The sequence below is a fragment of the Enterococcus sp. AZ103 genome (genome assembly GCF_051714685.1).
GTDB classification, from domain to species: domain Bacteria; phylum Bacillota; class Bacilli; order Lactobacillales; family Enterococcaceae; genus Enterococcus_A; species Enterococcus_A alishanensis.
Map to the genome: position 1 here is coordinate 1,414,742 of NZ_JBIOSI010000001.1, position 23,394 is coordinate 1,438,135.

Consider the following 23,394-nt stretch of genomic DNA (forward strand, 5'->3'; position numbering starts at 1 on the left):
TTGGTTGGCAAAAAAAAATTTTTATTAAGTGGTTCATTGCTACTTTTATCTTCACTAATATTAGGTTCACAAATTTCAAAGGCTGAAAATAATATTTATAGTCCAGATGATCCAAATCAAAAAGTGGTTCCTATAGAGCCGACACAACAATCAAATACAGCCGAAACTAGTGACACCTCAGAAGTGGTTCCTTATGTCGAAAAAGAAACTGCTCCAAAACAAAAGAAAAAAGTAAGAAAAACAAAAATTGCAAAGAAGCAGCGAAGAAAAACAGAAAATCAAAAAAAATTATTGTTAAATCAAGCTTTCTTCTCAGACAAATATCAAGCCACTTCGGCGCAACCTAGTTTTGGTGGTGGACAAGATGGTGTAGAGGAGCCGCAATTAATCAAAACAGTTCAACTATTAACTGGAATTGCATTTTATGGGAGAAAGAAGTGAACGAACGTTGAATTTTGAAGTTTTTTTAAGTAAAGACAATACAAGAAAATATCAATTTCTGAGATTTATTGAAGAATCTACTGATTTAGCGGCAAAAAGTTCTTTAATTCAAGAAAAGTTAGGTATATCTAATTTTTTATATGATAAAACATTAGGAGAATTGCAAAATGATTTTATTGAATTTAATTTAGATGGTTTTTTTGAATTGGTTACTGATAAAGAACAAGTACAATTGAATGAAAGTCAGGAAGCTGTTTCTGATTTAGTTTTACGGGAATATTTAAAAGATTCTTTGGATATTGCGATTCTATTGGATTTACTTAAAGGAAATTTTCAATCGATTCATGACTTTGCTAACCAACATTTTATAAATTATCGGATTGCTTATGAAAAAGTCAAAGAAGTAAAGAAAATTTTGGCTTCTTTTGGAATTGGGATGAATAAAAATCATCAGCTAACGAGTAGTAATCAAAATATTTTTTTCTTTTTCACTAAAGTAACTTCCTTTCTTTTTCAGGAGGATTTTTCATTTTATGGTCAACAGATTGAGGAAAAAATTAATGCAATTAGCCAAAAATTGAAGGATCAGGAAATCTTTATTCCGTTAACTAGGCAACGCCGATTAGAACATTTTTTTGGGGTGTTTTTCTTATTAAAAGATCTTAAAATTGATCAAAATAAAAATAAAAAGACAGTTTTGCAAAGCCTAAGAAAAAGTTTTCCTGGAGAAGAAAACTGTCTGAAGGAACTTGAATTACCAATAGAATTAGAAGATGATATATTTTCATTTTTGTATTTAGAAGGTATATTGACCGAATCTACAATAGAAAAAAACATAATTGGAAAACGAATTACTCGATTGAACGATCGCTTTATTTCTGCATTTGAAAAAAATTTTTATCAACTAGATCCACAAAAAGAAATTGTATTATTCAATGAACTGAACCGTCTCCATTTTGAGATGTTATATTTCCCTTTTCGCTTGTTCGATGGTTACGATAATATTGATATCAGCTTTTTTGAAGAAACCTATACCGAGTATTTCTTATTTTGTCGCAAATATTTAATGGATCAAAGCTACATAAAAAAAGAGGGCATCATAGACTACCGAAATGTATTATTTTTGACTTATTTGCTGATTTTGGTTGAAAATATTTCTTTATCTGAGGTAATCGAACAAATTAATGTGTACATTGATTTTAGTTTTGGCCAAAAGTACAATCGCTTTATTGCGAATAATTTGTCGATATTTTCTCATCTAAATGTTGTGACACAAGACAAGCTAACTGAGGAAACAGATTTGGTTATTTCTAACATTAGTGAGTTATACCATTCCAATTTAATTGAAAATATTATTTGGCTTGACCCGCCCCGTCCAACTGACTGGGCAAATCTAGGAAAAACATTGCTACAAATTCGAGCAAAAAAATTTAATTAGTCGCTTTTATCAGACTCTTGCTAAGTTTGATAAAAGCTTTTTTGTCTTCATTTTTCATTTGATTTAAGCGATAATGTAAAAAAAGATGAAGGAGCTATGCAAATGAATACTAGAACCGAACATGATTCATTAGGAGCAATTGAAGTACCAGAAGATGCACTATGGGGCGCACAAACTGAAAGAAGCCGTCAAAACTTTAAAATAGGTGGAGAAAAGATGCCACCAGAACTATTGGAAGCTTTAGTGACTATTAAAAAAATGGCTGCAATTGCAAATCATCAAGTTGGAAAATTATCCAGCCAAAAAGCGGAAGCCATTAAGAATGCCTGTGATCAATTACTAATTCAAAAAAATTGGTCCCAGTTTCCTTTAGTCATTTGGCAGACTGGCAGCGGTACTCAAACTAACATGAATGCCAACGAAGTAATAGCTCATCTAGCAAGTCAAGAAACGCCGATTCATCCTAATGATAATGTTAATATGTCTCAAAGTTCTAATGATGTTTTCCCCACAGCGATTCATTTAGCAGCAACTATGACCATTGAGAAAAATTTATTACCGGCGATTCACCAAACGATTGCAACTTTGGAGGATTTAGAAGAAGAAAATCAAGATGTGATCAAAATTGGTCGAACTCATTTACAAGATGCGACACCAATTACCTTTGGACAAGAAATTAGTGGCTGGAAAGCAGGTTTTGAACATAATGAGAATATGCTGATTGCTACATTGGCTGAATTAAAACAATTAGCAATTGGTGGAACGGCAGTCGGCACTGGCTTAAATGCATCAAAAATATATGAAGAAGCTTTCATTGTGGCATTAAATAAAGCGACAGGTATTCATTTTATGAGTGAAAGCAATAAATTTCACGCATTAGCCAATCGAGATGCTGTAGTTTTTGCTAGTGGTGCTTTGAAAGCAACAGCAGCTAATGCTATGAAGATGGCTAACGATATTCGCTGGTTGGCAAGCGGACCGCGAAGTGGAATTGGTGAAATTACATTACCAACAAATGAACCTGGTAGCTCGATCATGCCAGGAAAAATAAATCCAACTCAATCTGAAGCATTAACTATGGTGGCCTTGCAAGTAATGGGAAATGATGCAACGATTGGGATGGCAGCTTCTCAAGGGAATTTTGAATTGAATGTTTATTTGCCGTTGATTGCCTATGATTTATTACAGAGCATTCGTTTATTGACCGATAGTTTGCATTCTTTTAGAGAAAAATGTTTAGTCGGTATTACTGTTAATCAAGAGCGAATGACTGAATTATTAGATAATTCCTTAATGCTAGTGACCGCATTAAATAGCCATATTGGTTATGATAAAGGCGCTGAAATTGCTAAAAAAGCCCATCAAGAAGGAACGACTTTAAAAGCAGCAGCATTGTCTTTAGGTTACCTGACTGAAACAGAATATGATTTGTGGGTACGACCGGAAAAAATGATTGGTGAGATTGACAGATAGGACTTGTCTGGAACAAAGAAAGTCCAGTGAAATTGTGGTATACTAACAAAGAATATTTTTTTAAGGAGGAGTAAGATGTCAGAAAAAGAGACATTTTATATTACGACACCGATTTATTATCCAAGTGGCAAGCTCCATATTGGAAATTCTTATACAACAATTGCTTGTGACGCGGTGGCTCGTTATAAACGTTTAATGGGATTTGATGTGTTCTACTTAACTGGTACCGATGAGCACGGTCAAAAAATTGAGAAAAAAGCTGAAGAATTAGGTATTGAACCACAAGAATATGTGGACGAAATGGCGGCGGGTATTAAAAAACTTTGGAAAACTTTAGATATCAGCTATGACAAATTTATTCGGACAACAGATGATTATCATGAAGCTGCTGTTCAAAAAATCTTTGACCAATTATTAGCACAAGGGGACATTTATTTAGGTGAATACGAAGGCTGGTATTCAGTTTCTGATGAAGAATTTTTCACTGAAAATCAAATGGCGGAAGTTTATCGCGATGATGAAGGAAAGGTCATTGGCGGAAAAGCACCAAGTGGACATGAGGTGGAATTGGTCAGAGAAGAATCTTATTTCTTCCGGATGAGTAAATACGCGGATCGCTTGTTGCAATACTACGAAGACCATCCAGAATTTATCCAACCAGAATCTCGTAAAAATGAAATGATTAATAATTTCATCAAACCAGGTTTAGAAGATTTAGCTGTATCACGGACGACCTTTACTTGGGGAATTCCTGTGAATGCCAATCCTGAACATGTCGTTTACGTGTGGATTGACGCTTTAACTAACTATATTACAGCGTTAGGCTATGGTTCAGATGACGATAGTTTGTATCAAAAATACTGGCCAGCAAATGTTCATATGGTTGGGAAAGAAATTGTGCGTTTCCATACGATTTATTGGCCAATTATGTTAATGGCGTTAGACTTACCTTTACCGAAGAAAATCTTTGGCCATGGTTGGTTAATGATGAAAGACGGAAAAATGTCTAAATCTAAAGGGAATGTAGTTTATCCTGAAATGTTAGTTGAACGTTTTGGTTTAGATGCTTTGCGTTATTATTTATTGCGGGCTGTGCCATTTGGTTCAGATGGTGTATTTACGCCGGAAGATTTTGTGGCTCGTGTAAATTATGATTTAGCTAATGATTTAGGGAATTTATTAAATCGGACAGTGGCCATGATTAACAAATATTGTGGTGGCATGGTTCCTAAATATCAATCAAAAGTGACACCATTTGATAGTGAATTATCGACTACTGCCGCTAACGTAGTTTCTCGTTACCGTGAGGCGATGGAAAAAATGGAATTTAATACTGCTTTAGCTGAAGTTTGGACTTTGGTTTCTCGAGCAAATAAATATATTGATGAAACTGAGCCTTGGATTTTAGCAAAAGATGAAGAAAAACAGGCTGAATTAAATAGTGTAATGGTTCATTTAGCAGAAGTCTTGCGGATTGTAGCAATTTTATTACAACCAATTATGACTGAAACGCCAACGAAAATTTTTGAACAATTAGGCTTGAACACTGAAATGATGAATTTAGCAGATATCCATTTCGGCGAATTTCCAGAAAATACTAAAGTGATTAGTAAAGGTCAACCAATCTTCCCTCGTTTAGATATGGAAGAGGAAGTAGCCTATATCAAAGAAAAAATGTCTGAAGGTGTAGCGCCAGAACCTGAAAAGGTTAAATGGCAACCGGAAGAAACAGAATTGGTTTCGGTGAAGGATAAAGAAATCAAATTTGATGTTTTTGATAAAGTTGAATTGAAAGTGGCAGAAGTCATCGATTGTAAAAAAGTCGAAGGCGCAGATAAATTGTTACAATTTAGACTAGATGCTGGCGACAAAGCAGACCGTCAAATTTTATCAGGAATCGCTGAATATTATACTGATCCAGCTAGTTTGATTGGTAAAAAATTAATCATTGTAGCTAATCTAAAACCTCGTAAAATGCGCGGAGAAATCAGCCAAGGGATGATCTTATCAGCCGAAGCTGTAGATGGTAGTCTGAAAGTAGTAGAAGCACCAAAAGGAATGCCGAATGGATCGGTAGTAGGTTAAAGCTAAAAGAGGTGTTTAAAATCTTAGGATTTTAAACACCTCTTTTTTATTTGACTAGAAGTTTGTCTTGCATTTCGAACAAGGCTTTTTTAATCCAGAAGCCTTCTCGAACGAGGGGGCTAATTTTGACAATGTTTTCGAACATTTCGTTGTATTCTTCTTCAGTGAATGAATCTAGTAATGCTGGAAGCTCTGATAAATCTGAAATTGCTCGACCAATATTGTTTCTTCTTACAAATTCTGCTTCAGCAGATTGATTCCAGACAATGACCGGCAAGTTGACTGCTAAATACAAAGATAATTTATTTGAAATATTGTATTTTTCGTAAATTCCAAAGCTTCCAGTAACTTCTGGATAACTATCAGACGTCCAAACTAAGCCGAAACTACCTTTTAATTGGAAAGGAATGGCCTCTGGATCAAAACTGCCACCTAAAGTAATATTTTCAGGAAGTGTCCAATCGACATCCATTTGATTAGAAAAGATAGTCAACTCAATTGAAGGGGGGAGTTCCGTCAAAAATTTGGATTTTGAGATAGAACCAGCATAATCAACTTTTTTAGCTAAAGTTCTGATTTCACCTGAAAGATAAGCTGTCTTATAGCCAGATAATCCTCTGATGACCGTTTTTGTATCTTCTTTAATTTTAATATCGTGTTTTTCAATTTGCTCATAGAAAGTTTTTGCCATATTTTTTGAATGGAAAATGAAGCCATCTGCTTCCTCAAAAAGGACATAATTGATGGAATGATTAATACTTATTTCTCGCCACTCACTAATATCGTCAATGTATACAACAATCATAGCACCCATAAAATGAGCGTGTTCAGTTAACATTTTTATAAAACGTTCACTTGTTGGTAATGGATGTTGCAGTATTAGGATGTCACTCTGTTTTATTCCGCTCAAGATACCATCAATTCTTGATGCTAATTCTCTGTCAGTCTCATTTATATCATTATATATATAAATATTTAAATCTTTTCCACCAATTTCATTAGTAAATGTACTCATATCGTAGTGAGCTTTCCCAGCAGCGCCGGAGTGCCAATAAGCAAAACTATGAGGAAAAGTATTATGATGAGATTTTGAACAATAAATCGTCATGGGAAGACTCCTTTAAAAAGATAACTAAATTGTAGTTAAGTAATTTTTAATTCAATGCTTAGTTAATTGAGTATGCGTGAAAAATAAATTTTTTTCAGACGGTTAAAAGTTTACTTTGAATTTCCAATAATGCTTTTTTAAACCAAAATCCTTCGCGAACCAACTCACCAATTATTGTGGCATTTTGATACATCTTTTCATATTTTTCTTCTGTAAAAGACTCTAACAATGCGGGAAGTTCAGCTAGATTTGAAATAGTACATCCAATATTGTTTTTTGTAATAAAATTTGCTTCAGCCGATTGATTCCAGACAATTACAGGTTGATTAGCAGCTAAATAAAGCGATAGTTTATGCGGCATATTGTATTTTTCGTAGATTCCGTAACTTCCCGTAACTTCTGGGTAGCTATCTGATGTCCAGCTTAGACCAAAACTACCATTGAGTTGAAACGGGATTGATTCAGGGTCAAAGCTACCACCTAAAATAATATTTTTGGGTAAATTCGAAATATGTTTGTTTAAATTGGAAAATATGGTCATGTTAAGAGTAGTTGGGATATGAGTTAAAAATTGAGACTTGGAAAAAGTACCAGCAAAATCAATGTTTTGACTAAGTGAACGTGTTTTTCCATTTAAATAGGCTGTTTTATAACCGAATAGACCTTGTATAACTGTTTGAGCATTATTTTTAATTTTGAACTGATTAATCACTTGATCTTGCATCGCTTTTGAATGGAAAATGAAACCGTCAGCATTTTCAAATAGAAAATCAGTTATCAAGTCGTAATACTGATTTTCTCGCCAAAGGCCAATATCATGAATAAAAATTACTATCTTAGAGCCCATAGATTTTGCACGAGAAAAAAAGATCTCTTTAAAGCGTGGACTACCTAAAAATGGATATTGAATAACAATAATGTCATTTTTTTTAATTTTACTTAAAATACCGTCTATTCTAGTGGCCTGTTCTGAATCACTCTCAGTTGAGTCATCGTACTCATAGAAATCTAAATCTTTACCACCAATTTCTCTTGTAAATTCACTAATATCATAATGTGCCTTACCTGATGCGCCTAGATGCCAGTAAGCAAAGCTATGTGGGATAGTGTTGGAATGAGTTTTTGAACAATATATAGTCATAAGGCATCTCCTTTATTTATAATGCTAATATAAATAAATTATATCATTATAAATAGAAAATATATAAAAATAATGAATAAATTTTATATTTTATGTTCAGGTCTCATTTTAAACTTTCTGGTAATTTTCTTCGGCAAAGCCAATAACAATATTTCAAAAGGAGTAGCCAAAACAGTCCATGCAACTTGACGAACATTTCGGTGAACCAAATAAGCTTTATTCAAAAGAAATATTAAAACGACAATTCCTAGTATCCAAAAAATAATTAATTGCCATTTTTGCTGCCAGTCTAAAAAATAAATCATTCCGCTAACGACAAAAGGATAAAGATAGAACCAAGAACTAACCATATTTACTCGCCAACTTTTCGTTAATAAATGTAAATTTAATAAAAAAAAGATGGTGGTTAAAACAACACCTAATGGTGGAAATAATGAAATCAAAAATGTATAAATCGCTCCCCAAACCAATAGACCAGGTCCTTTTATTAAAGCAACTATTAATAATAGTAAAGCAATCAGTAAAAGTTGTTGACTAAAGCTGGCCACCACGAATAAACTAAACAGGCAGATAAGTAACCAGTGCCAACGATTTTGTTTGTTTTCCATAGAATCACCTCGTGGCTCCATTATAAATAGTTTGTCAAAAAAAACATCAGACTAATGATGGAGATGTAAGCTGGTCTTAATATTTAGAAATATATTTATAATATAGCTGAATAAAGATATGTGTTAAGGTAGTAGTTGTCCTAAAAAGAAACAAATGACAGGAGGAGACAAAATGATTTTTGACTCTCATACGCATTTAAATGCGGAGCAATTTAACGACGATATACCTGAAACTGTCGCTCGGGCGAAAGAACTTGGCGTCACAGAAATGGCAGTTGTTGGTTTTGATACAGAAACGATTACTAAAAGTTTACAGTTAAATCAGACTTATGAAGGAATTTATTCGATTATTGGCTGGCATCCAACTGAGGCTGGCAGTTATACAAAAGAAATTGAAACGGATTTGATTGAAAAACTAACTTTACCAAAAGTTGTGGCTCTTGGAGAAATTGGCTTAGACTATTATTGGATGGAAGATCCCAAAGAAGTCCAAGCTAAAGTATTTCAACGACAAATTGCGATTGCAAAAGAAATGAATTTACCAATCAGTATTCATACTCGAGATGCGATTGAAGATACTTACAAAATTTTAAAAGAAGCAGATATTCGTGAGATTGGCGGTATTATGCACAGTTTTTCTGGTAGCGATGACTGGGCCAAACGCTTTTTAGATTTAGGGATGCATATTTCTTTTTCTGGCGTAGTGAGTTTTAAAAAGGCCACCGATGTTCAAGCGGCAGCAAAAATTGTCCCTTTAGATAAATTGTTAGTCGAAACCGATGCACCTTATTTAGCACCGGTTCCTTATCGAGGCAAACGAAATGAACCAGGCTATACACGTTACGTAGTAGAAAAAATTGCGGAGCTACGAAATTTACCATGGGAAGAGGTCGCTGAAATAACGCGCAACAATGCCCATCAACTATTTAGGATTGATTAAATGAAAGAACGAATTGAAGAAATTATTGTTGTCGAAGGAAAAGATGATACAAAGCGGCTTAAAGAAGTTTTCCAGGTGGATACGATTGAAACCCGAGGCTCAGCGATTGATGAAGAAATTTTGAGCCAGATTGAACATGCTGAAGAAACCCGTGGTGTGATTGTTTTTACTGATCCGGATTTTTCTGGAGAGAAGATTCGTAAGACGATTATGGAGAGTATTCCTAGTGCCAAACATGCCTTTTTAGCTCGTCGAAAAGCCGCACCACAAAAAAGAGGCAGCAGTTTAGGGGTAGAACATGCTAGCGATGAAGCAATTATTGAAGCCTTGGAAAAAGTTGTGACACCTTCCACTGTTGACGATCTACCTGAAATTCCTAGACAAACTTTGGTGGCCTATGGTTTAATAGCGGGAGCTTCTGCCAAAGAAAAACGAGAACTTTTAGGAGAAGAATTAAAAATAGGCTATACCAACGGCAAACAATTAGCCAAACGTTTGAAAATGTTTCGCATTAGCGAAGAGGAATTAAATGCCGCTATTAAGAAAGTCGAGGAAAGACTGTGAATAAAGATATCGCAACACCTTCTAGAACAAGAGAAATTTTAAAGGAACACGGATTTTCCTTCAAAAAAAATCTAGGACAAAACTTTTTAACTGAACCGAATATTTTACAAAAAATTGTTGAGACTGCTGATATTACTTCAGCTGACAATGTGATTGAAATTGGTCCCGGCATCGGTGCATTGACTGAATATTTGGCTCGTAGTGCCGGAAAGGTTTTAGCTTTTGAAATTGATGACCGTTTGATTCCAGTTTTAGCAGATACTTTAAGTCCCTATGACAATGTAAAAGTGGTGCATGGCGATATTTTAAAAGCCAATGTAGCAGAAGAGATTGCTTACTTTGATACAGCCGGTCCTTTAAAAGTCGTGGCAAATCTGCCCTATTATATTACGACACCGATTATGATGTCTTTATTGGAAAGCCAGTTGCAGATTGATCAGATGGTAGTGATGATGCAACGGGAAGTAGCTGACCGCATTAGCGCTCAACCAGGGACAAAAGCTTACGGCTCTTTATCGATTGCTGTTCAATATTATATGGAAGCTGAAACAGCTTTTATCGTACCGAAAACGGTTTTTATTCCCCAACCCAATGTTGATTCAGCGATTTTAAAATTGGTTCGCCGAGAAAAACCTGCGGTGACTGTTACAAACGAAAAAGAATTCTTTAAATTAACCAAATCAGGCTTTAATCAGCGTCGTAAGACTTTATGGAATAATTTATTGAACACTTATGGGAAAGATGAAGAAACGCGTGCTTGGTTAGAAAAAAGCTTGATTCAAGCCGAAATTGATCCCAAACGACGAGGAGAAACCTTATCACTACAAGAATTTGCTAATTTATCCAATGCGCTGGAAGCCAATCGTTAAGTTGAAATAGTTGAACCAAAATAATTTCTCGTTTTATTTTTTTGCTATCAGTAAAACGAATCAGTTGATATGAAACCAAAGATTTTAGTTTTAGGAGGATTTACGTGAAAAAAATAATTGCCGCTCTTTTAGTTGTTGCTGCTGCTGTAGCTCTTTATTTTGCTTTTTACTCTGGTGATGAGCAAAGAAATGATCAGACTGCAACGAGTACAACCGCTTCAGTTAATGAGCCCAAAAAAGCCGGAGACGATATTAAAGCTACGGATTATAGTAAAGCAACAAATTGGCTAGAACAAGGAGAAGACAACGGAAAAACAACCGATGTCTTTATGTTATATCCGACTGCTTACGCACAGAAAGAGAAAAAAGATTCACCAGTTTCTACTATTTCAAATGCCAGCATGCAAGCTGGTGCCCAAGTGTTTATGGCAACTCAAGGGTCTGCTTTTGAAGCTAGTGGAAATGTGTATGCTCCTTATTATCGTCAATTAGATGCGACATGGTGGTTAAGTAAAGACAAGAGTGAACAGCAAGATTACATTCAAGGCGTTCCCAAAGCCGATGTATTAGCTGCATTTGACTACTATATCAATAATCTAAATAATGGCCGACCATTTATTTTAGTTGGTCACTCTCAAGGTGCCGCGATGGTCAAAGAAATCTTATTTGACTATATGAAAGAACATCCTGAATTAAATGATCGATTAGTAGCCGCTTATGTTTTAGGACAATCGGTTACCCAAACTGAAATTGATCAAAATCCAGGTATTCATTTTGCTCAAGGTGCTGATGATAACCAATCGATTATTTCCTATAATACTGTTTCACCAAACTTTACCGGTGAATTAAGTACTTGGGAAGAAGGGTCTTTAGCCATTAATCCATTAAACTGGACAACTGATGGAACGCCAGCCGATGTTACTCAAAATTTAGGTTCGTATGTTAGAAATAGTGAGACTGGCGAGTACGAAAGAGTTGATAATTTGGCAGATGCAACCGTTGATACGACTCGTGGCTTATTAATTTGTTCAAGCGTCGATCAGGCAACTTATGAAATGCCAAAATCAGCACAAAAGATTTTCCCATCTGGGTCTTACCATAATAACGACATTAGTTTTTACTATTATAATTTACAAGCCAATGCTGAAAACCGGGTGGCTCAATACCTAGCGCTACATCCAGAAGCAGCAACGGTCGCCCCTGCAACAACGGATGCAGCAGCTGAATAAAAGTCTTTAAGCTATCGAAGTTCGATAGCTTTTTTTGTACAAAAATAGACAAGCATAAATTTCGCGCTAGTTATGAAATTTCTATATTATAGTAAGATAGGAATTTTTTAGGAGGAACAACAAATGGATTATCGCGTTTTGCTTTACTATAATTATACAGAAATTACTGATCCGGAAGCTTTTGCTGCTGAACATTTGGCTTTTTGTAAAAGTTTGGATTTAAAAGGTCGTATTTTGGTGGCCAACGAAGGAATTAACGGAACTCTTTCAGGAACGCTCGAAGCGACAGATGCGTATATGGAAATGATGTTAGCTGATGAACGTTTTAAAGATACATATTTCAAAATGGATGAAAGTGAAGGCCATGCCTTTAAGAAAATGTTTGTCCGACCTCGTCATGAATTAGTCGCATTAAACTTAGAAGATGACATTAACCCATTAGAATTAACTGGGAAATATTTAGAGCCCCAAGCTTTTAAAGCTGCTCTATTAGCTGAAGACACAATTGTAATCGATGCTCGGAATGATTATGAATATGATTTAGGTCATTTTCGTGGTGCAGTTCGTCCCGATATTCGTAATTTCCGTGAATTACCTCAATGGATTCGCGATAACAAAGAAAAATTTATGGATAAAAAAGTTGTGACTTATTGTACTGGCGGTATTCGTTGTGAGAAATTTTCTGGCTGGATGGTAAGAGAAGGCTATCAAGATGTGGCACAATTGCATGGTGGTATCACCGCTTATGGAAAAGATCCTGAAGTTCAAGGGGAACTATGGGATGGTAAAATGTATGTCTTTGATGAGCGGATCAGTGTAGATATCAATCAGGTAGATAAAAAAGTAATCGGGAAAGAATGGTTCGATGGCACGCCCTGTGAACGATATATTAACTGTAGCAATCCCTTCTGCAATAAACAAATTTTAGTTTCTGAAAGCAATGAAGAAAAATATCTTGGTGCATGCTCATATGATTGTGCGACCAATGAAAAAAATCGTTATGTTGTAAAACATCAATTGACTGAAGTAGAACGAATTGAAAAATTGACAGCGTTAAGAGAAGAACTAGCGTTAGCAAAATAACTATTCCGAACTGTCTTGACACATCTCTGTGATTTCGATAAACTAGATTTCATTGAGTGTGTCAAGACAGGAGAATAAAATGAAAACCAATTTAAAACATTTAACTATTTCAGCTTTATTAATCGGATTAGGGGTATTGATTCCAATGGTGATGCCTAAAGTAATGATTCCTCCGGCATCTTTTACTTTAGCGAGTCATGTCCCCGTCTTTATTGCGATGTTCTTTGCGCCGTGGGTTGCGGTAGCTGTTTCATTAGGAACCGCTTTTGGTTTCTTTATTTCAACTTCACCAATCATCGCTTTGCGAGCATTGTCCCATGTTGTTTTTGCTTATTTTGGTGCAAAATATTTGCAGAAACATCCCGAGATTGTTTTAAAAAATGGCAAATTTACTTTTGCTAATGGCCGTTTCCAATTATTTAATTTGGTGATTGGTATCATTCATTCTGTTTGTGAGTTAGCAGTTGTGAGTGCTTTTTATTTCATGGGAAATATGCCGGATACTTATTACTCGCAAGGGTACATCTATACGATCTTTATTTTGATGGGTGTAGGTGGATTGATTCATAGTTTAGTGGACTTCAATATCGCTTACTTTGTTGCCGGGGCATTATATAAGCAGTTTGATCTACCGATTTTCTCATCAGCAGTGAAACAAGCGAAAGAATTAAAAAAAATATTGGTTTAACAAAAATCTTCAAAGGTTGATGCAATCAGCTTTTGGAGGTTTTTTATTATGCTTCAAAAAAAGATTCCATTTCTTTTGCACTTTTTGCCAGAAACTTTCGTCATTAATAGTGTAGGCAGTCGCGACACCTATAACAAATCAAGAGGAGGCAATACCATGATTCAAAAAGTGAGTACAAAATTACAAGTTCAACTAACCCAGGTAGGCAGCAAGGAACTAAAACGAGTTAATTTTAGTAATGTTGTTGATGAGCCCACAGAAGAAGAGATGTTAATTTTAGGCGATGTGATGAAAGCCTTAGGACAAAACGAATCAGCACTAGATGGCGTATTAATGACTGTTCAATCAAAAGTAACGAAATAAGGAGGAAGTTAAATGTTAAAATTAAGTGCCGTATTTAAAAATAGTGTTGGTAAAAATCATACTTGGTCATATAATGAACCCAATAAAGATTTAACTGCTGACGAGATCAAAAATGAGTTAGTTAAATTATCAACTTTGGGAATTTTTGAAAAAGACGATGTACGGCTTTTTAGTGAAGTTGTTGAAGCAAGTTTTGTTGAAACGATCGAAACACCTATTTTTTAAAGATATTAAGTCTGTAGCAAATTCGCTGCAGGCTTTTTTAATTGCTATCTTTTTAAGAACATGCTAACTTTGTACTAACAAAAAGTAAGTAACGGAGGGAATCAAATGAAATCACTTTACGATGCTGGACAAGCGGGCGGAAAAAAATTATTATTACTTCACGGAACTGGCGGAGATGAAACTTCTTTAGTGGATGTTGCCCGATTTTTAGATGGTAGTTGCCGCATTCTTTCTTTTAAAGGTGAAGTTAACGAAGATGGGATGAATCGATTCTTTAAAAGAAATGGCTTAAATCAATTTGATTATGAAAGTTTGGAAGAAGAAACCGATAAACTATATGAAGCAATTAAGCAAGAAAGTGAAGATAAAGGCGTTGATTTAGCTGATTGGGTTTTAGTTGGCTATTCGAATGGTGCCAATATTGCCGCTCATTTATTATTGGAAAGAGATACACCTTTGCGTTATGGTATTTTTTTCCACCCAATGTCACTAGAAGTCCATACCAAAACCTCTGATTTGTCTGATAAGCGTGTCTGGATGTCCTACGGCGGCGTGAATGATCCGATTGTCAGTGAACAAGCTTTTGATGAATTGGAACGGGCTTTTGTTGCCAGAAATGCCAATGTTGTGGTAGATCGGACTGAACTTGGTCATCAATTAAGTATGGATGAACTAAAATCGGCCCGCGCCTTTTTATATCAGCTTTAATCAAAAAAACTTCTATTTGTATTTAAAGGTATTTGTGATAAAATATTAAAAAAATATGAAGTGGAAGAGTGATATTGATGAGAAAAATCAACGTTGCCGTTGTGGGAGCAACTGGTGCTGTCGGAACCCAAATGATTAACATGTTAACAGAAACGAGTTTACCAATTAATCAAATTAAATTTTTAGCTTCGAAACGTTCTGCAGGAAAGACCATTGCTTTCAAAGGCCAAGAATTTACGATTGAAGAACTTGTACCGGAATCTTTTGAAGGCGTTGATTTAGCACTTTTTTCTGCTGGTGGTGGTATTTCAGAAAAATTTGCCCCCGAAGCTGTTAAACGTGGCGCTATTGTAGTGGATAATACTAGTCATTTTCGGATGCAAGAAGGGGTACCGTTAGTGGTTCCTGAAGTGAATCCAGAAGCATTAAAAACACATCAAGGGATTATTGCCAATCCAAATTGTTCAACGATTCAAATGATGGTGGCTTTGGAACCAATCCGCCAAGCTTATGGGTTGAAAAGAATCATCGTTTCAACTTATCAAGCTGTTTCTGGTGCAGGAAATTTGGCTATGGATGAATTAAAACAACAAACTCAAGCTTTTCTTGACGGTGTACCAAAAGATGAAATTCCAGCCAATATTTTACCAGCCGGCGGCGATAAGAAACATTATCCATTAGCATTCAATGCGTTGCCACAAATCGATGTCTTTGCTGAAGAAGGCTATACTTATGAAGAATGGAAAATGGTTAATGAAACGAAAAAAATCATGGAAGACAGCCAAATAAAGGTATCAGCTACTTGTGTACGAATTCCCGTTTTAACTGGTCATTCGGAATCGATTTATATTGAAACTGAAAAACCGGCTACTGTATCAGAAGTGCAAGAAATCTTAACAAATGCAGCTGGCGTCACTTTAGAAGACGATCCCAGTCAACAAATCTACCCACAAGCTTTAAATAGTGTCGGAAGTAAATCAACCTTTGTTGGTAGAATTAGAAAAGATTTAGATGAAGAGAAGGGCATCCATATGTGGGTCGTATCAGATAACTTATTAAAAGGTGCTGCTTGGAACTCTGTCCAAATTGCAGAAAAAATGTTTGAGATGGATCTTTTAGGAAAATAAATCAAGTTAACAGGAAATCAGTTGATTTCCTGTTTTTTTTTTTGGAAATAAATAGCTAAAAAAACAAAATAGTCATATGAATATTTAATTAAAAAAATCATAAAAAAGATAATTTTTATGCAGCTAGTCCTGGTATTTCTACAAGGGCTTTTTCGTTTTTAAATAAAAAAGATCTATATTATAAAAAAAATATGCAAGAACTAATTGCTATTATAACAAAATAAATATCTATTTTTTTCTCAAATTAATTGTTTTAAATAACAATAATATGAAACTGATTTTAAATAAATTAGATAAAAAGATAATAAATAAATGAAGTTAAATTTATTTTAGGTTTATGTTTTTAAAAATATCAAAAAATATAATTTATATTGATTATAAATAAAATGTATTGTAAAATTTTATCAGATAGTCATGACATAAATAAAAAAATTATTTTATATATATAAGGATGAAGAGTTTATGAAACCATTGAAGCTAAGAAAATACAGTCGTATAGCAAAAAAAGTTGAACAATTAGCAGATAAATATGCAAATTACTCGGATGAAGAGCTACAAAACCAGACTATAAAATTTAGGAAACAATTAGCAGATGGAAAGAAATTAGAAAATTTACTTGTTGATGCTTTTGCTGTTGTGGTTGAAGCGGATTATAGAGTCCTTGGATTAAAGCCATATTCTGTTCAAATCATAGGTGGAATTGCTCTTTTTTACGGAAATGTCGCTGAAATGAAAACAGGAGAAGGGAAAACATTAGCGGCTACTATGCCGCTTTATTTGCGCGGTTTAACAGGTAATGGGAATTTTTTAATTACTGCTAATGATTATCTAGCTTATCGAGATGCAAAAGATGTAGGCAGAGTATATGAATGGCTGGGTCTCACTCTAGGAATTGGTGTTGCTGAAAATGAAGGCGATGAAGTAGTAGATAAAGAGAATGTATATTTTTCTGATGTCGTATACACAACTCATAGTTCATTAGGGTTTGACTATTTAATTACCAATCTGTCATCAACCCCTGAGGAACAGTATGTGCAATCATTTAATTTCGCAGTGATCGATGAAATTGATGCGGTTTTACTGGATATGGCCCAAACGCCTTTGATAATTTCTGGTGCTCCTAAAATTCAATCTAATCTTTTTAAATCTTCTGACTGGTTTATTAAAAGTATTAATGAGAATGAAGACTACGAAGTAAGCGAAGATAAAAAAAGCATTTGGTTTACTGAAAATGGAATAAAAAAAGCAGAAGCATTTTTTGGAGCAAAAGATATTTTAGAAAAACAATGGCAACACTTATATCGGCATATCACAATTGCATTACGTGCAAATATTATTATGAAAAAAAATCGCGACTACGTGATAGATGATGATCAAATTTTTTTGTTAGATGAGGCTAATGGTAGGAAGCTAAAAGGAACTAAACTACAAGCTGGATTGCATCAAGCTATTGAAGCAAAAGAAGATGTTGAAATCTCTGAGGAAAGTAAATCAATGGGAATGATTACTTATCAAAATCTTTTTAAAAAATTTGATATTTTATGTGGGATGACAGGTACTGCTAAGACAGATGCGGATGAATTTCGCAATACCTATCAGATGGATGTAGTAGTAATTCCGACAAATAAACCAATGATTAGAAAAGATCATAGTGATGAGATTTTCGTTACTAATAAAGCAAAAATTGTAGCTTCGCTGAAATCTGTGAAAGACGCTATCAGTAAAGGACGTCCCGTATTGATTGAAACTGGTTCAGTAAGTATGTCTCACTTATACTCAATGCTCTTACTGGATCATCGGATTCCACATAATTTATTAAATGCTACAACAGTAATGAAAGAAGCTTGGATTATTGCAGAAGCTGGAAAATCTGGAGCAGTTACGGTAGCTACTTCAATGGCCGGTCGTGGCACAGATATAAAACTAGATCAAGCGGCGCGAGAACGAGAAGGATTATTGGTTGTTGGAACAGAACGTATGACGAGTGAGCGGATTGATAATCAATTACGGGGGAGAGCCGGAAGACAAGGGGACCCTGGAGATAGTGTTTTTTTTGTTTCTTTGGAGGACAAAATTGTCATAGAGAACGCCCCCAAGTGGGTAGCTAAAACAAGAAAAAAGTTTACAACTGAAATAGATGTTGAGTCTGAAAAAGATTTAGAATCACCGTTGACAGCTAAGAGATTTCAAAAAATTATCAATAAATCTCAAAATAGTAAAAAAAATCAGGAGTATGAAAATAGAAAAAATGTTTTAGATTATGATGAAATTGTTAGTATTCAAAGAGAAAAAATATATGAGACTAGAAATATGATCATGCGATCTGAGATGGATAATCTAGATACATTAATTGACCGCTGTATAGATAGAGCAATAGAAGAGTTCACTACAAAAAAAGAGAACTTGAATATGGTAGATTTGATCAATTTCATTTTTAATAATCTCGACTATAACTACGATGTTTCTTTATTGGATATAGATCCTGAAAAAATGACCAAGAAAAATGTTGCAGCATTATTGTATCAAATTGTGAATCAGCAACAACAGCATATAAAAAGTATGATTCCTAGTTATTTTCAAATGATCTTCTATAAACGAGTAGTTATGCTAAAAGCTATTGATACGATGTGGGTTGAGCAATCGGATAATCTACAGCAATTAAAAACAGTAGTTAGTGGTCGTAGTTGGGGACAACATCGACCAATTTATGAATATCAGATAGAATCCAGGCGTTCTTTTACCGAAATGAAAGATGAAATTTGGATAAATATTTTACGAAATTATTTGCTTTCAGAATTGAAAAAAAATGAAGATGGCACGGTTGATATTGAATTCCCGTAGCAAATAATCGGAAATTAAGTTGAGAAAGGCGATATTATGCGGAAATACAGTGAGCTTGTGAGAAGATTTTTTTGGGCTATTTTTTTAGTCCTAATAATGCAAATAGGTAAAAATATAACTTTACCAGGTTTTCCTTTGACCACAGGAAGCGGAAACTATTCGATAGTAAATCAATTTTTGTCAAGTGTAACTGGAGGGAATTTTTCTCGACCGACAATTTTTACATTAGGGATTGGTCCTTATATGACAGGATTGATTATTTGGACAACCATTTCAATGATTGATACTGATCGAATTAATAACATATCTGAAAGAAATCGTAGTTTCTTTCAGAAACTCATTATAATTGTTTTTGCTTCAGTTCAAGCATTTGTAGTGATACTTCGTTTTAGAAATATGATGGATAAATCTTATTTTAATAATTTATCAGATCTAAAAATAATGATAGTAAATATCATTATTTTGGTTGCAGGTGCAATGCTAGTCTCATGGTTAGCTGATGTAAACTGCCAAAAAGGTATAGGAGCTCAAATGATATTTGTTATCCCGGGATTAATTGGAAATTTACCGGGTATGTTAGTATCTGGTCACGAAAAAATAAATGTTGAAATGTGGATGCTGGTTGTTCTATTTGGAATAACATTGATCTATTTATTAATCACCCTATTTTTATATAAATCTGAATTACGAATTTTTATAGAAAGAACAGGGATAGACAATACATTTAGCCATTCTTACATTCCTATCAGATTATTAACTGCAGGTGCAATGCCTTTTATGTTTGCTCTGACGATTTTTTCAATTCCGCCTTTACTCTTACTTATTCCGGGTATTGCAAATACCTGGTTTTCAAATTTTTTAGTTTATTTTTTTGCATTTGATCGTATTGAAGGAATTTTGATGTATGGTTTAGTTATTTTTTTATTAGGGCTAGGATTTAGTTTTATTAATGTTCGCCCACATGATATTGCTAAAAACTTGAAAAATTCTGGAGATTATATATTTGGTATTCCACCTGGTGAAAAAACTGAAAAATATTTCAAACAAAAATTGTATCGTATCTCATTTGTAGGGAATAGTTATCTTGTTTTGGTCTCACTTATTCCGTTATTAATTGGATTAAAGATCTCATTAATAGGAAATCTTGCATTTTACTTTGGGAGTCTGACCATGCTTATTGTAATTCTAGATAATTTAATACAGGAAATAAGGTTTATTTTCTCGAAAAAACAATACGATATATTTTAATTCTAAAAATGGAGGTATCTTAATGAATTATTTTATTCCGAATTGGAAGCAATCTGATGAGCGTTGGGATAATAATCGTGCTTTGAACATCATCAAATTATTTATCGAAAATGAAATAGAGCATCAATTGGTGCTGATTCATTATTTGCCGTTCCTTAGATATAAAGCAATGGAGTACAGTATTTATCCGAAAAATTATTGGCATCTCTATGATGTTTTGCAAAATATCCATACGAAAAATGGTCATCCAATATCTATTGATGAATTGGAATTGCCTGATGGTATAGAAAAGATTTATTCTCCACATGGTATTTTGTTAGTTAAAAATAACCAAGTCTGTGGAGAAATAAATTTTAATAAATACGGTTGTATCGAGAGTATTCATTTTAAACCAATTGAAGAGAGTGATATGGAACATACAGATTATTATGATGACCGTGGATTTATTTCATCAACTGAGTATTTTAATGACAACCACGTTCTCTGTAAATGTGATTACTACAATGAATATGGAGAAATTACTTTGACAGAATACCCTGACAAAGAAATGAAAGTAAAAATTAGCAGTCATGGGAATAAGGAATTTGAACATCAAGAATATACAGATATAAATAGCTTGATTATTGAAGTATTGGGAAAAAAATTCCAAAATTTTGAATTTAAGAAAGATAATTTAATATCTGTTACCGAAGAAAATATTTTAGCTGCAACAAAGGAACTACAAGATAAAATTAATATTATCCGCATAATTGACGATGATCAATCTTTACATAATTTTGATGAAGAGCAATTTTCATTAATGCTGAAGACCAGTTCGTCAATCGTGACAGATTCTAGTGAAAAACAAAAAGAATTGGAACTATTTATAAAAAATCATGGAGGATTGTCTGATGTCTGTATTATAAGAATTCCAATGTACAATACTTATTTGAACCTAGGTATGAGCAATTCTGTACCTAACTTAGTTGTTTTTTGGAAAGTCAATCAATTATCCGAGGATGCTCATTTGATTAATCGATTGTTGATAAAAAAAGTAATAGACGATGAAAAAATTGCCGTGATATTAGAAGTTAATAATAAAGAAGAAGAAGATTTATTAACAGAGACACAAAAAGATATCATTGATGGCCATTTTGGAATTGATAGTGATTCAGATGATTTTGAAAAGACCAAAAAATTTATTCAATCAAAACGAAAAGAACAGTTATATGAAGCTGATGAATTAGCAGTAAAAGATCTTCAACCAACTGATCAGTGGCTACCATTAGTTGGGGCAGTAGATACTTATGAAAGAATTAGTTTTAGAGTTAAACCATCGCTTATTCAATTAAAAAAAGATTTTCAACAAGCGAGGATATATGTAAATCTCGCTAAGAAAAACGATTTACAAATTCACGCGGAAATAATAAGTGCAGGTATTCCAATGATTATAAAAACAAAAAGTGATTATTTAGTAGAGGATAAAAATGGAAAGATTTTAAAAAAAATTGGTGATTTTTCCGATGTTTTAGAATTTTATTTAAATGAATTAGATAATTGGAATAAAGTTTTAGTTGAAAACGTACAATTGATTGATGAATTTGGTGTAGAAACAACGATTGAAAAATGGAGGAGTATTTTTAATGGGTAAAGAAAAGAAAACTTTAGTTTTTCATGTGGGAAAACGACCATTTGAGAGTGCTATCCTTTTTGAGAAATTTACTTATAAATGGTTACCAGAAGATTACGATTTTATTTATGATCAATTATTGCTTGAAATAATCAAAGATGGTGAATTTAACTCCAAATTCGGCAGAGCTGTTTTTGTTTTTTCTAAAGATGCAAAAGTCCTTCATGATCAAAAAAATTTGCTTGTAAAGTTTCCTGCTCATCAAATTATATATGATAAAACAGCTAAAGTAGGAGCAGATATAAAAAAAATCTTAGACTTAAAAGAAGCAAAACCGCTTGATTTTTCACAAAAGGATGTTGTTTTTTTATATATTAATGAACAATATAATTCACGTCAGGAAGGGTACAAATTACCAGGAGGGTACTTTAAAGTTTATAACAATTTTAAAGGGGAGGTAAATAGACAAGGTAATACTTACACTGAATTGACTGGTGATTTTGGAGATGAACTGCAACAACTTGCTTCATGGAAGATGACCACAGTAGTTTTTTCAGATAGTGTATTTGAATCTTATCCCGAGTTTGAGATTGTTTCTGGTGATGTTTCTTTAGTTTATAAATTTTTTATACTTAATAATAATGGTACAGATATTATTAAAGTTATAGAAGCAACTGATAAAGAAATTAAAAAGACTAAGCGAGTTATAATTGAAAGTCGTGAATTAAACGGTTTGCTAAATGTCTCTGTATATGCAAAAGGAAAAAATGGAAAAATACGTATTGGTCCATTGCATATACGACGTGCTTTAAGTCCAGGAAGCATCATGATACCTGGAGGAAAAAGAATTATTGATGAAGAAAACCTTAATGGGGAGTTAATTTATTACTTTAATCCTGGTGATTTTAAACCACCATTAGCTGTTTATTTTTCAGGATATCGTTCTGCTGAGGGATTTGAAGGTAGAAGAATGATGACTAGTATGGACTGCCCATTTATGTTAATCGGTGACCCAAGACTTGAAGGTGGGAATTTTTACCGTGGAAGTGAAAAGCTTGAACAACAGCTAGTAAAAATAATAAAAGAAAAATTAGATTTGTTAGGGTTTGATAAATCAGAGTTAGTTTTATCAGGTCTATCAATGGGAACCTTTGGATCATTGTATTATGCTGCAGATTTAGAACCTTGTGCAGTGATTGTCGGGAAACCGTTAGTAAATATGGGCGATATTGCTCTAAATCAAAAAATAAATCGGCCTGATGTTTTTGATACTTCATTGGATATGCTTTTTTACGAAACCAGAGGAATGACTGAAGAGCATGCAAGAAAACTAAATAAAGAATTTTGGGATAAATTTAGAACAGGCGATTATACCAATACAACTTTTGCTTTTAGTTATATGAAACAAGACGATTATGATAAGGAAGCATTCCCCAAATTATTTGAAGTAATTAAAGAGAAAAACCCGCGAACGAGAGTTCTGTATAAAGGTTTTATTGGACGACATAATGATAATTCACCTGGAGTTAACGGCTGGTTTTTGAAACAGTATAGAAATATCATGGTAAATCGCTTCCATCGTAAACCAAGCGACTTTAAGTAAGGA

The 23,394-nt window shown here is 33.9% G+C and carries 21 protein-coding genes; 18 read left to right on the forward strand and 3 right to left on the reverse strand.

Annotated elements, in window-relative coordinates:
• From ID741_RS07205 to metG, 4 genes are all read left to right on the forward strand, one after another.
• Nucleotides 1-441 (forward strand): hypothetical protein, encoded by a 441-nt coding sequence (locus ID741_RS07205; protein ID WP_438719548.1) that lies wholly within the window; start codon nt 1-3, stop codon nt 439-441.
• Nucleotides 425-1,879, forward strand: coding sequence for a helix-turn-helix domain-containing protein (locus ID741_RS07210; RefSeq protein WP_438719549.1), 1,455 nt, complete (start codon nt 425-427; stop codon nt 1,877-1,879). Before ID741_RS07205 ends, ID741_RS07210 begins: the two co-directional genes overlap by 17 nt.
• A 102-nt stretch (nt 1,880-1,981) precedes the next feature.
• A complete protein-coding gene (fumC, locus tag ID741_RS07215) occupies nt 1,982-3,352 on the forward strand; it encodes a class II fumarate hydratase (protein WP_438719550.1) in 1,371 nt (456 codons plus the stop codon).
• 54 nt (nt 3,353-3,406) lie between these two features.
• Nucleotides 3,407-5,437, forward strand: coding sequence for a methionine--tRNA ligase (gene metG, locus ID741_RS07220; RefSeq protein ID WP_438720454.1), 2,031 nt, complete (start codon nt 3,407-3,409; stop codon nt 5,435-5,437).
• A gap of 46 nt (nt 5,438-5,483) precedes the next feature.
• Here metG and ID741_RS07225 read toward each other — a convergent pair whose 3' ends face one another.
• The 3 genes from ID741_RS07225 to ID741_RS07235 all read right to left on the reverse strand — a co-directional run bounded on the left by ID741_RS07225 (nt 5,484) and on the right by ID741_RS07235 (nt 8,294).
• Nucleotides 5,484-6,545 (reverse strand): hypothetical protein, encoded by a 1,062-nt coding sequence (locus ID741_RS07225; RefSeq protein ID WP_438719551.1) that lies wholly within the window; start codon nt 6,543-6,545, stop codon nt 5,484-5,486.
• A gap of 94 nt (nt 6,546-6,639) precedes the next feature.
• Nucleotides 6,640-7,686: a hypothetical protein gene (locus tag ID741_RS07230; RefSeq protein ID WP_438719552.1), complete on the reverse strand. Its 1,047-nt coding sequence runs from the start codon at nt 7,684-7,686 to the stop codon at nt 6,640-6,642.
• An 83-nt stretch (nt 7,687-7,769) separates the two neighbouring features.
• On the reverse strand, nt 7,770-8,294 hold the full coding sequence (locus ID741_RS07235; RefSeq protein WP_438719553.1) for a hypothetical protein: 525 nt from the start codon (nt 8,292-8,294) through the stop codon (nt 7,770-7,772).
• 172 nt (nt 8,295-8,466) lie between these two features.
• On the opposite strand from ID741_RS07235, the gene ID741_RS07240 reads away from it, so the two are divergent.
• From ID741_RS07240 to asp2, 14 genes are all read left to right on the forward strand, one after another.
• Nucleotides 8,467-9,234 carry a TatD family hydrolase gene (locus tag ID741_RS07240; RefSeq protein WP_438719554.1) on the forward strand — a complete coding sequence of 256 codons (768 nt, stop codon included), beginning with the start codon at nt 8,467-8,469 and terminating at the stop codon, nt 9,232-9,234.
• The gene (rnmV, locus tag ID741_RS07245) at nt 9,235-9,798 is read left to right on the forward strand and encodes a ribonuclease M5 (RefSeq protein WP_438719555.1); all 564 of its coding nucleotides are present in this window, start codon (nt 9,235-9,237) and stop codon (nt 9,796-9,798) included.
• On the forward strand, nt 9,795-10,667 hold the full coding sequence (gene rsmA / locus ID741_RS07250; protein ID WP_438719556.1) for a 16S rRNA (adenine(1518)-N(6)/adenine(1519)-N(6))-dimethyltransferase RsmA: 873 nt from the start codon (nt 9,795-9,797) through the stop codon (nt 10,665-10,667). Before rnmV ends, rsmA begins: the two co-directional genes overlap by 4 nt.
• 104 nt (nt 10,668-10,771) lie before the next feature.
• A complete protein-coding gene (locus tag ID741_RS07255) occupies nt 10,772-11,896 on the forward strand; it encodes a DUF3089 domain-containing protein (protein WP_218326213.1) in 1,125 nt (374 codons plus the stop codon).
• A gap of 123 nt (nt 11,897-12,019) precedes the next feature.
• Nucleotides 12,020-12,979, forward strand: a complete 960-nt coding sequence (gene trhO, locus ID741_RS07260; protein WP_438719557.1) for an oxygen-dependent tRNA uridine(34) hydroxylase TrhO — start codon at nt 12,020-12,022, stop codon at nt 12,977-12,979.
• 79 nt (nt 12,980-13,058) lie between these two features.
• Nucleotides 13,059-13,667, forward strand: coding sequence for a hypothetical protein (locus tag ID741_RS07265; RefSeq protein WP_438719558.1), 609 nt, complete (start codon nt 13,059-13,061; stop codon nt 13,665-13,667).
• A gap of 156 nt (nt 13,668-13,823) precedes the next feature.
• The gene (locus ID741_RS07270; RefSeq protein WP_438719559.1) at nt 13,824-14,030 is read left to right on the forward strand and encodes a hypothetical protein; all 207 of its coding nucleotides are present in this window, start codon (nt 13,824-13,826) and stop codon (nt 14,028-14,030) included.
• 12 nt (nt 14,031-14,042) lie between these two features.
• Nucleotides 14,043-14,255 carry a DUF2922 domain-containing protein gene (locus ID741_RS07275; protein ID WP_218326209.1) on the forward strand — a complete coding sequence of 71 codons (213 nt, stop codon included), beginning with the start codon at nt 14,043-14,045 and terminating at the stop codon, nt 14,253-14,255.
• 105 nt (nt 14,256-14,360) lie between these two features.
• Entirely contained in the window at nt 14,361-14,963 is a 603-nt protein-coding gene (locus tag ID741_RS07280) for an alpha/beta hydrolase (RefSeq protein WP_438719560.1), read from the forward strand.
• Between the two features lie 77 nt (nt 14,964-15,040).
• Nucleotides 15,041-16,090 (forward strand): aspartate-semialdehyde dehydrogenase, encoded by a 1,050-nt coding sequence (locus tag ID741_RS07285; protein ID WP_218326207.1) that lies wholly within the window; start codon nt 15,041-15,043, stop codon nt 16,088-16,090.
• Nucleotides 16,091-16,552: 462 nt separating this feature from the next.
• Nucleotides 16,553-18,931: an accessory Sec system translocase SecA2 gene (gene secA2, locus ID741_RS07290; protein WP_438719561.1), complete on the forward strand. Its 2,379-nt coding sequence runs from the start codon at nt 16,553-16,555 to the stop codon at nt 18,929-18,931.
• Between the two features lie 36 nt (nt 18,932-18,967).
• On the forward strand, nt 18,968-20,179 hold the full coding sequence (locus tag ID741_RS07295) for an accessory Sec system protein translocase subunit SecY2 (RefSeq protein WP_438719562.1): 1,212 nt from the start codon (nt 18,968-18,970) through the stop codon (nt 20,177-20,179).
• Nucleotides 20,180-20,201: 22 nt separating this feature from the next.
• Complete coding sequence (asp1, locus tag ID741_RS07300; RefSeq protein WP_438719563.1) at nt 20,202-21,809, forward strand: accessory Sec system protein Asp1; 1,608 nt, start codon at nt 20,202-20,204, stop codon at nt 21,807-21,809.
• Complete coding sequence (gene asp2 / locus ID741_RS07305) at nt 21,802-23,391, forward strand: accessory Sec system protein Asp2 (protein ID WP_438719564.1); 1,590 nt, start codon at nt 21,802-21,804, stop codon at nt 23,389-23,391. The genes asp1 and asp2 overlap by 8 nt, the downstream gene beginning before the upstream one ends.
• Nucleotides 23,392-23,394: the final 3 nt, after the last annotated feature.

Coding starts and splice junctions, on each gene's coding strand:
- ID741_RS07210 (WP_438719549.1), top strand. CDS start 425: ATGGGAGAAAGAAGTGAACGAACGTTGAATTTTGAAGTTTTTTTAAGT.
- asp2 (WP_438719564.1), top strand. CDS start 21,802: ATGGGTAAAGAAAAGAAAACTTTAGTTTTTCATGTGGGAAAACGACCA.
- ID741_RS07270 (WP_438719559.1), top strand. CDS start 13,824: ATGATTCAAAAAGTGAGTACAAAATTACAAGTTCAACTAACCCAGGTA.
- ID741_RS07265 (WP_438719558.1), top strand. CDS start 13,059: ATGAAAACCAATTTAAAACATTTAACTATTTCAGCTTTATTAATCGGA.
- ID741_RS07240 (WP_438719554.1), top strand. CDS start 8,467: ATGATTTTTGACTCTCATACGCATTTAAATGCGGAGCAATTTAACGAC.
- ID741_RS07285 (WP_218326207.1), top strand. CDS start 15,041: ATGAGAAAAATCAACGTTGCCGTTGTGGGAGCAACTGGTGCTGTCGGA.
- asp1 (WP_438719563.1), top strand. CDS start 20,202: ATGAATTATTTTATTCCGAATTGGAAGCAATCTGATGAGCGTTGGGAT.
- ID741_RS07235 (WP_438719553.1), bottom strand. CDS start 8,294: ATGGAAAACAAACAAAATCGTTGGCACTGGTTACTTATCTGCCTGTTT.
- secA2 (WP_438719561.1), top strand. CDS start 16,553: ATGAAACCATTGAAGCTAAGAAAATACAGTCGTATAGCAAAAAAAGTT.
- ID741_RS07295 (WP_438719562.1), top strand. CDS start 18,968: ATGCGGAAATACAGTGAGCTTGTGAGAAGATTTTTTTGGGCTATTTTT.
- ID741_RS07280 (WP_438719560.1), top strand. CDS start 14,361: ATGAAATCACTTTACGATGCTGGACAAGCGGGCGGAAAAAAATTATTA.
- rnmV (WP_438719555.1), top strand. CDS start 9,235: ATGAAAGAACGAATTGAAGAAATTATTGTTGTCGAAGGAAAAGATGAT.
- fumC (WP_438719550.1), top strand. CDS start 1,982: ATGAATACTAGAACCGAACATGATTCATTAGGAGCAATTGAAGTACCA.
- trhO (WP_438719557.1), top strand. CDS start 12,020: ATGGATTATCGCGTTTTGCTTTACTATAATTATACAGAAATTACTGAT.
- ID741_RS07225 (WP_438719551.1), bottom strand. CDS start 6,545: ATGACGATTTATTGTTCAAAATCTCATCATAATACTTTTCCTCATAGT.
- ID741_RS07230 (WP_438719552.1), bottom strand. CDS start 7,686: ATGACTATATATTGTTCAAAAACTCATTCCAACACTATCCCACATAGC.
- ID741_RS07275 (WP_218326209.1), top strand. CDS start 14,043: ATGTTAAAATTAAGTGCCGTATTTAAAAATAGTGTTGGTAAAAATCAT.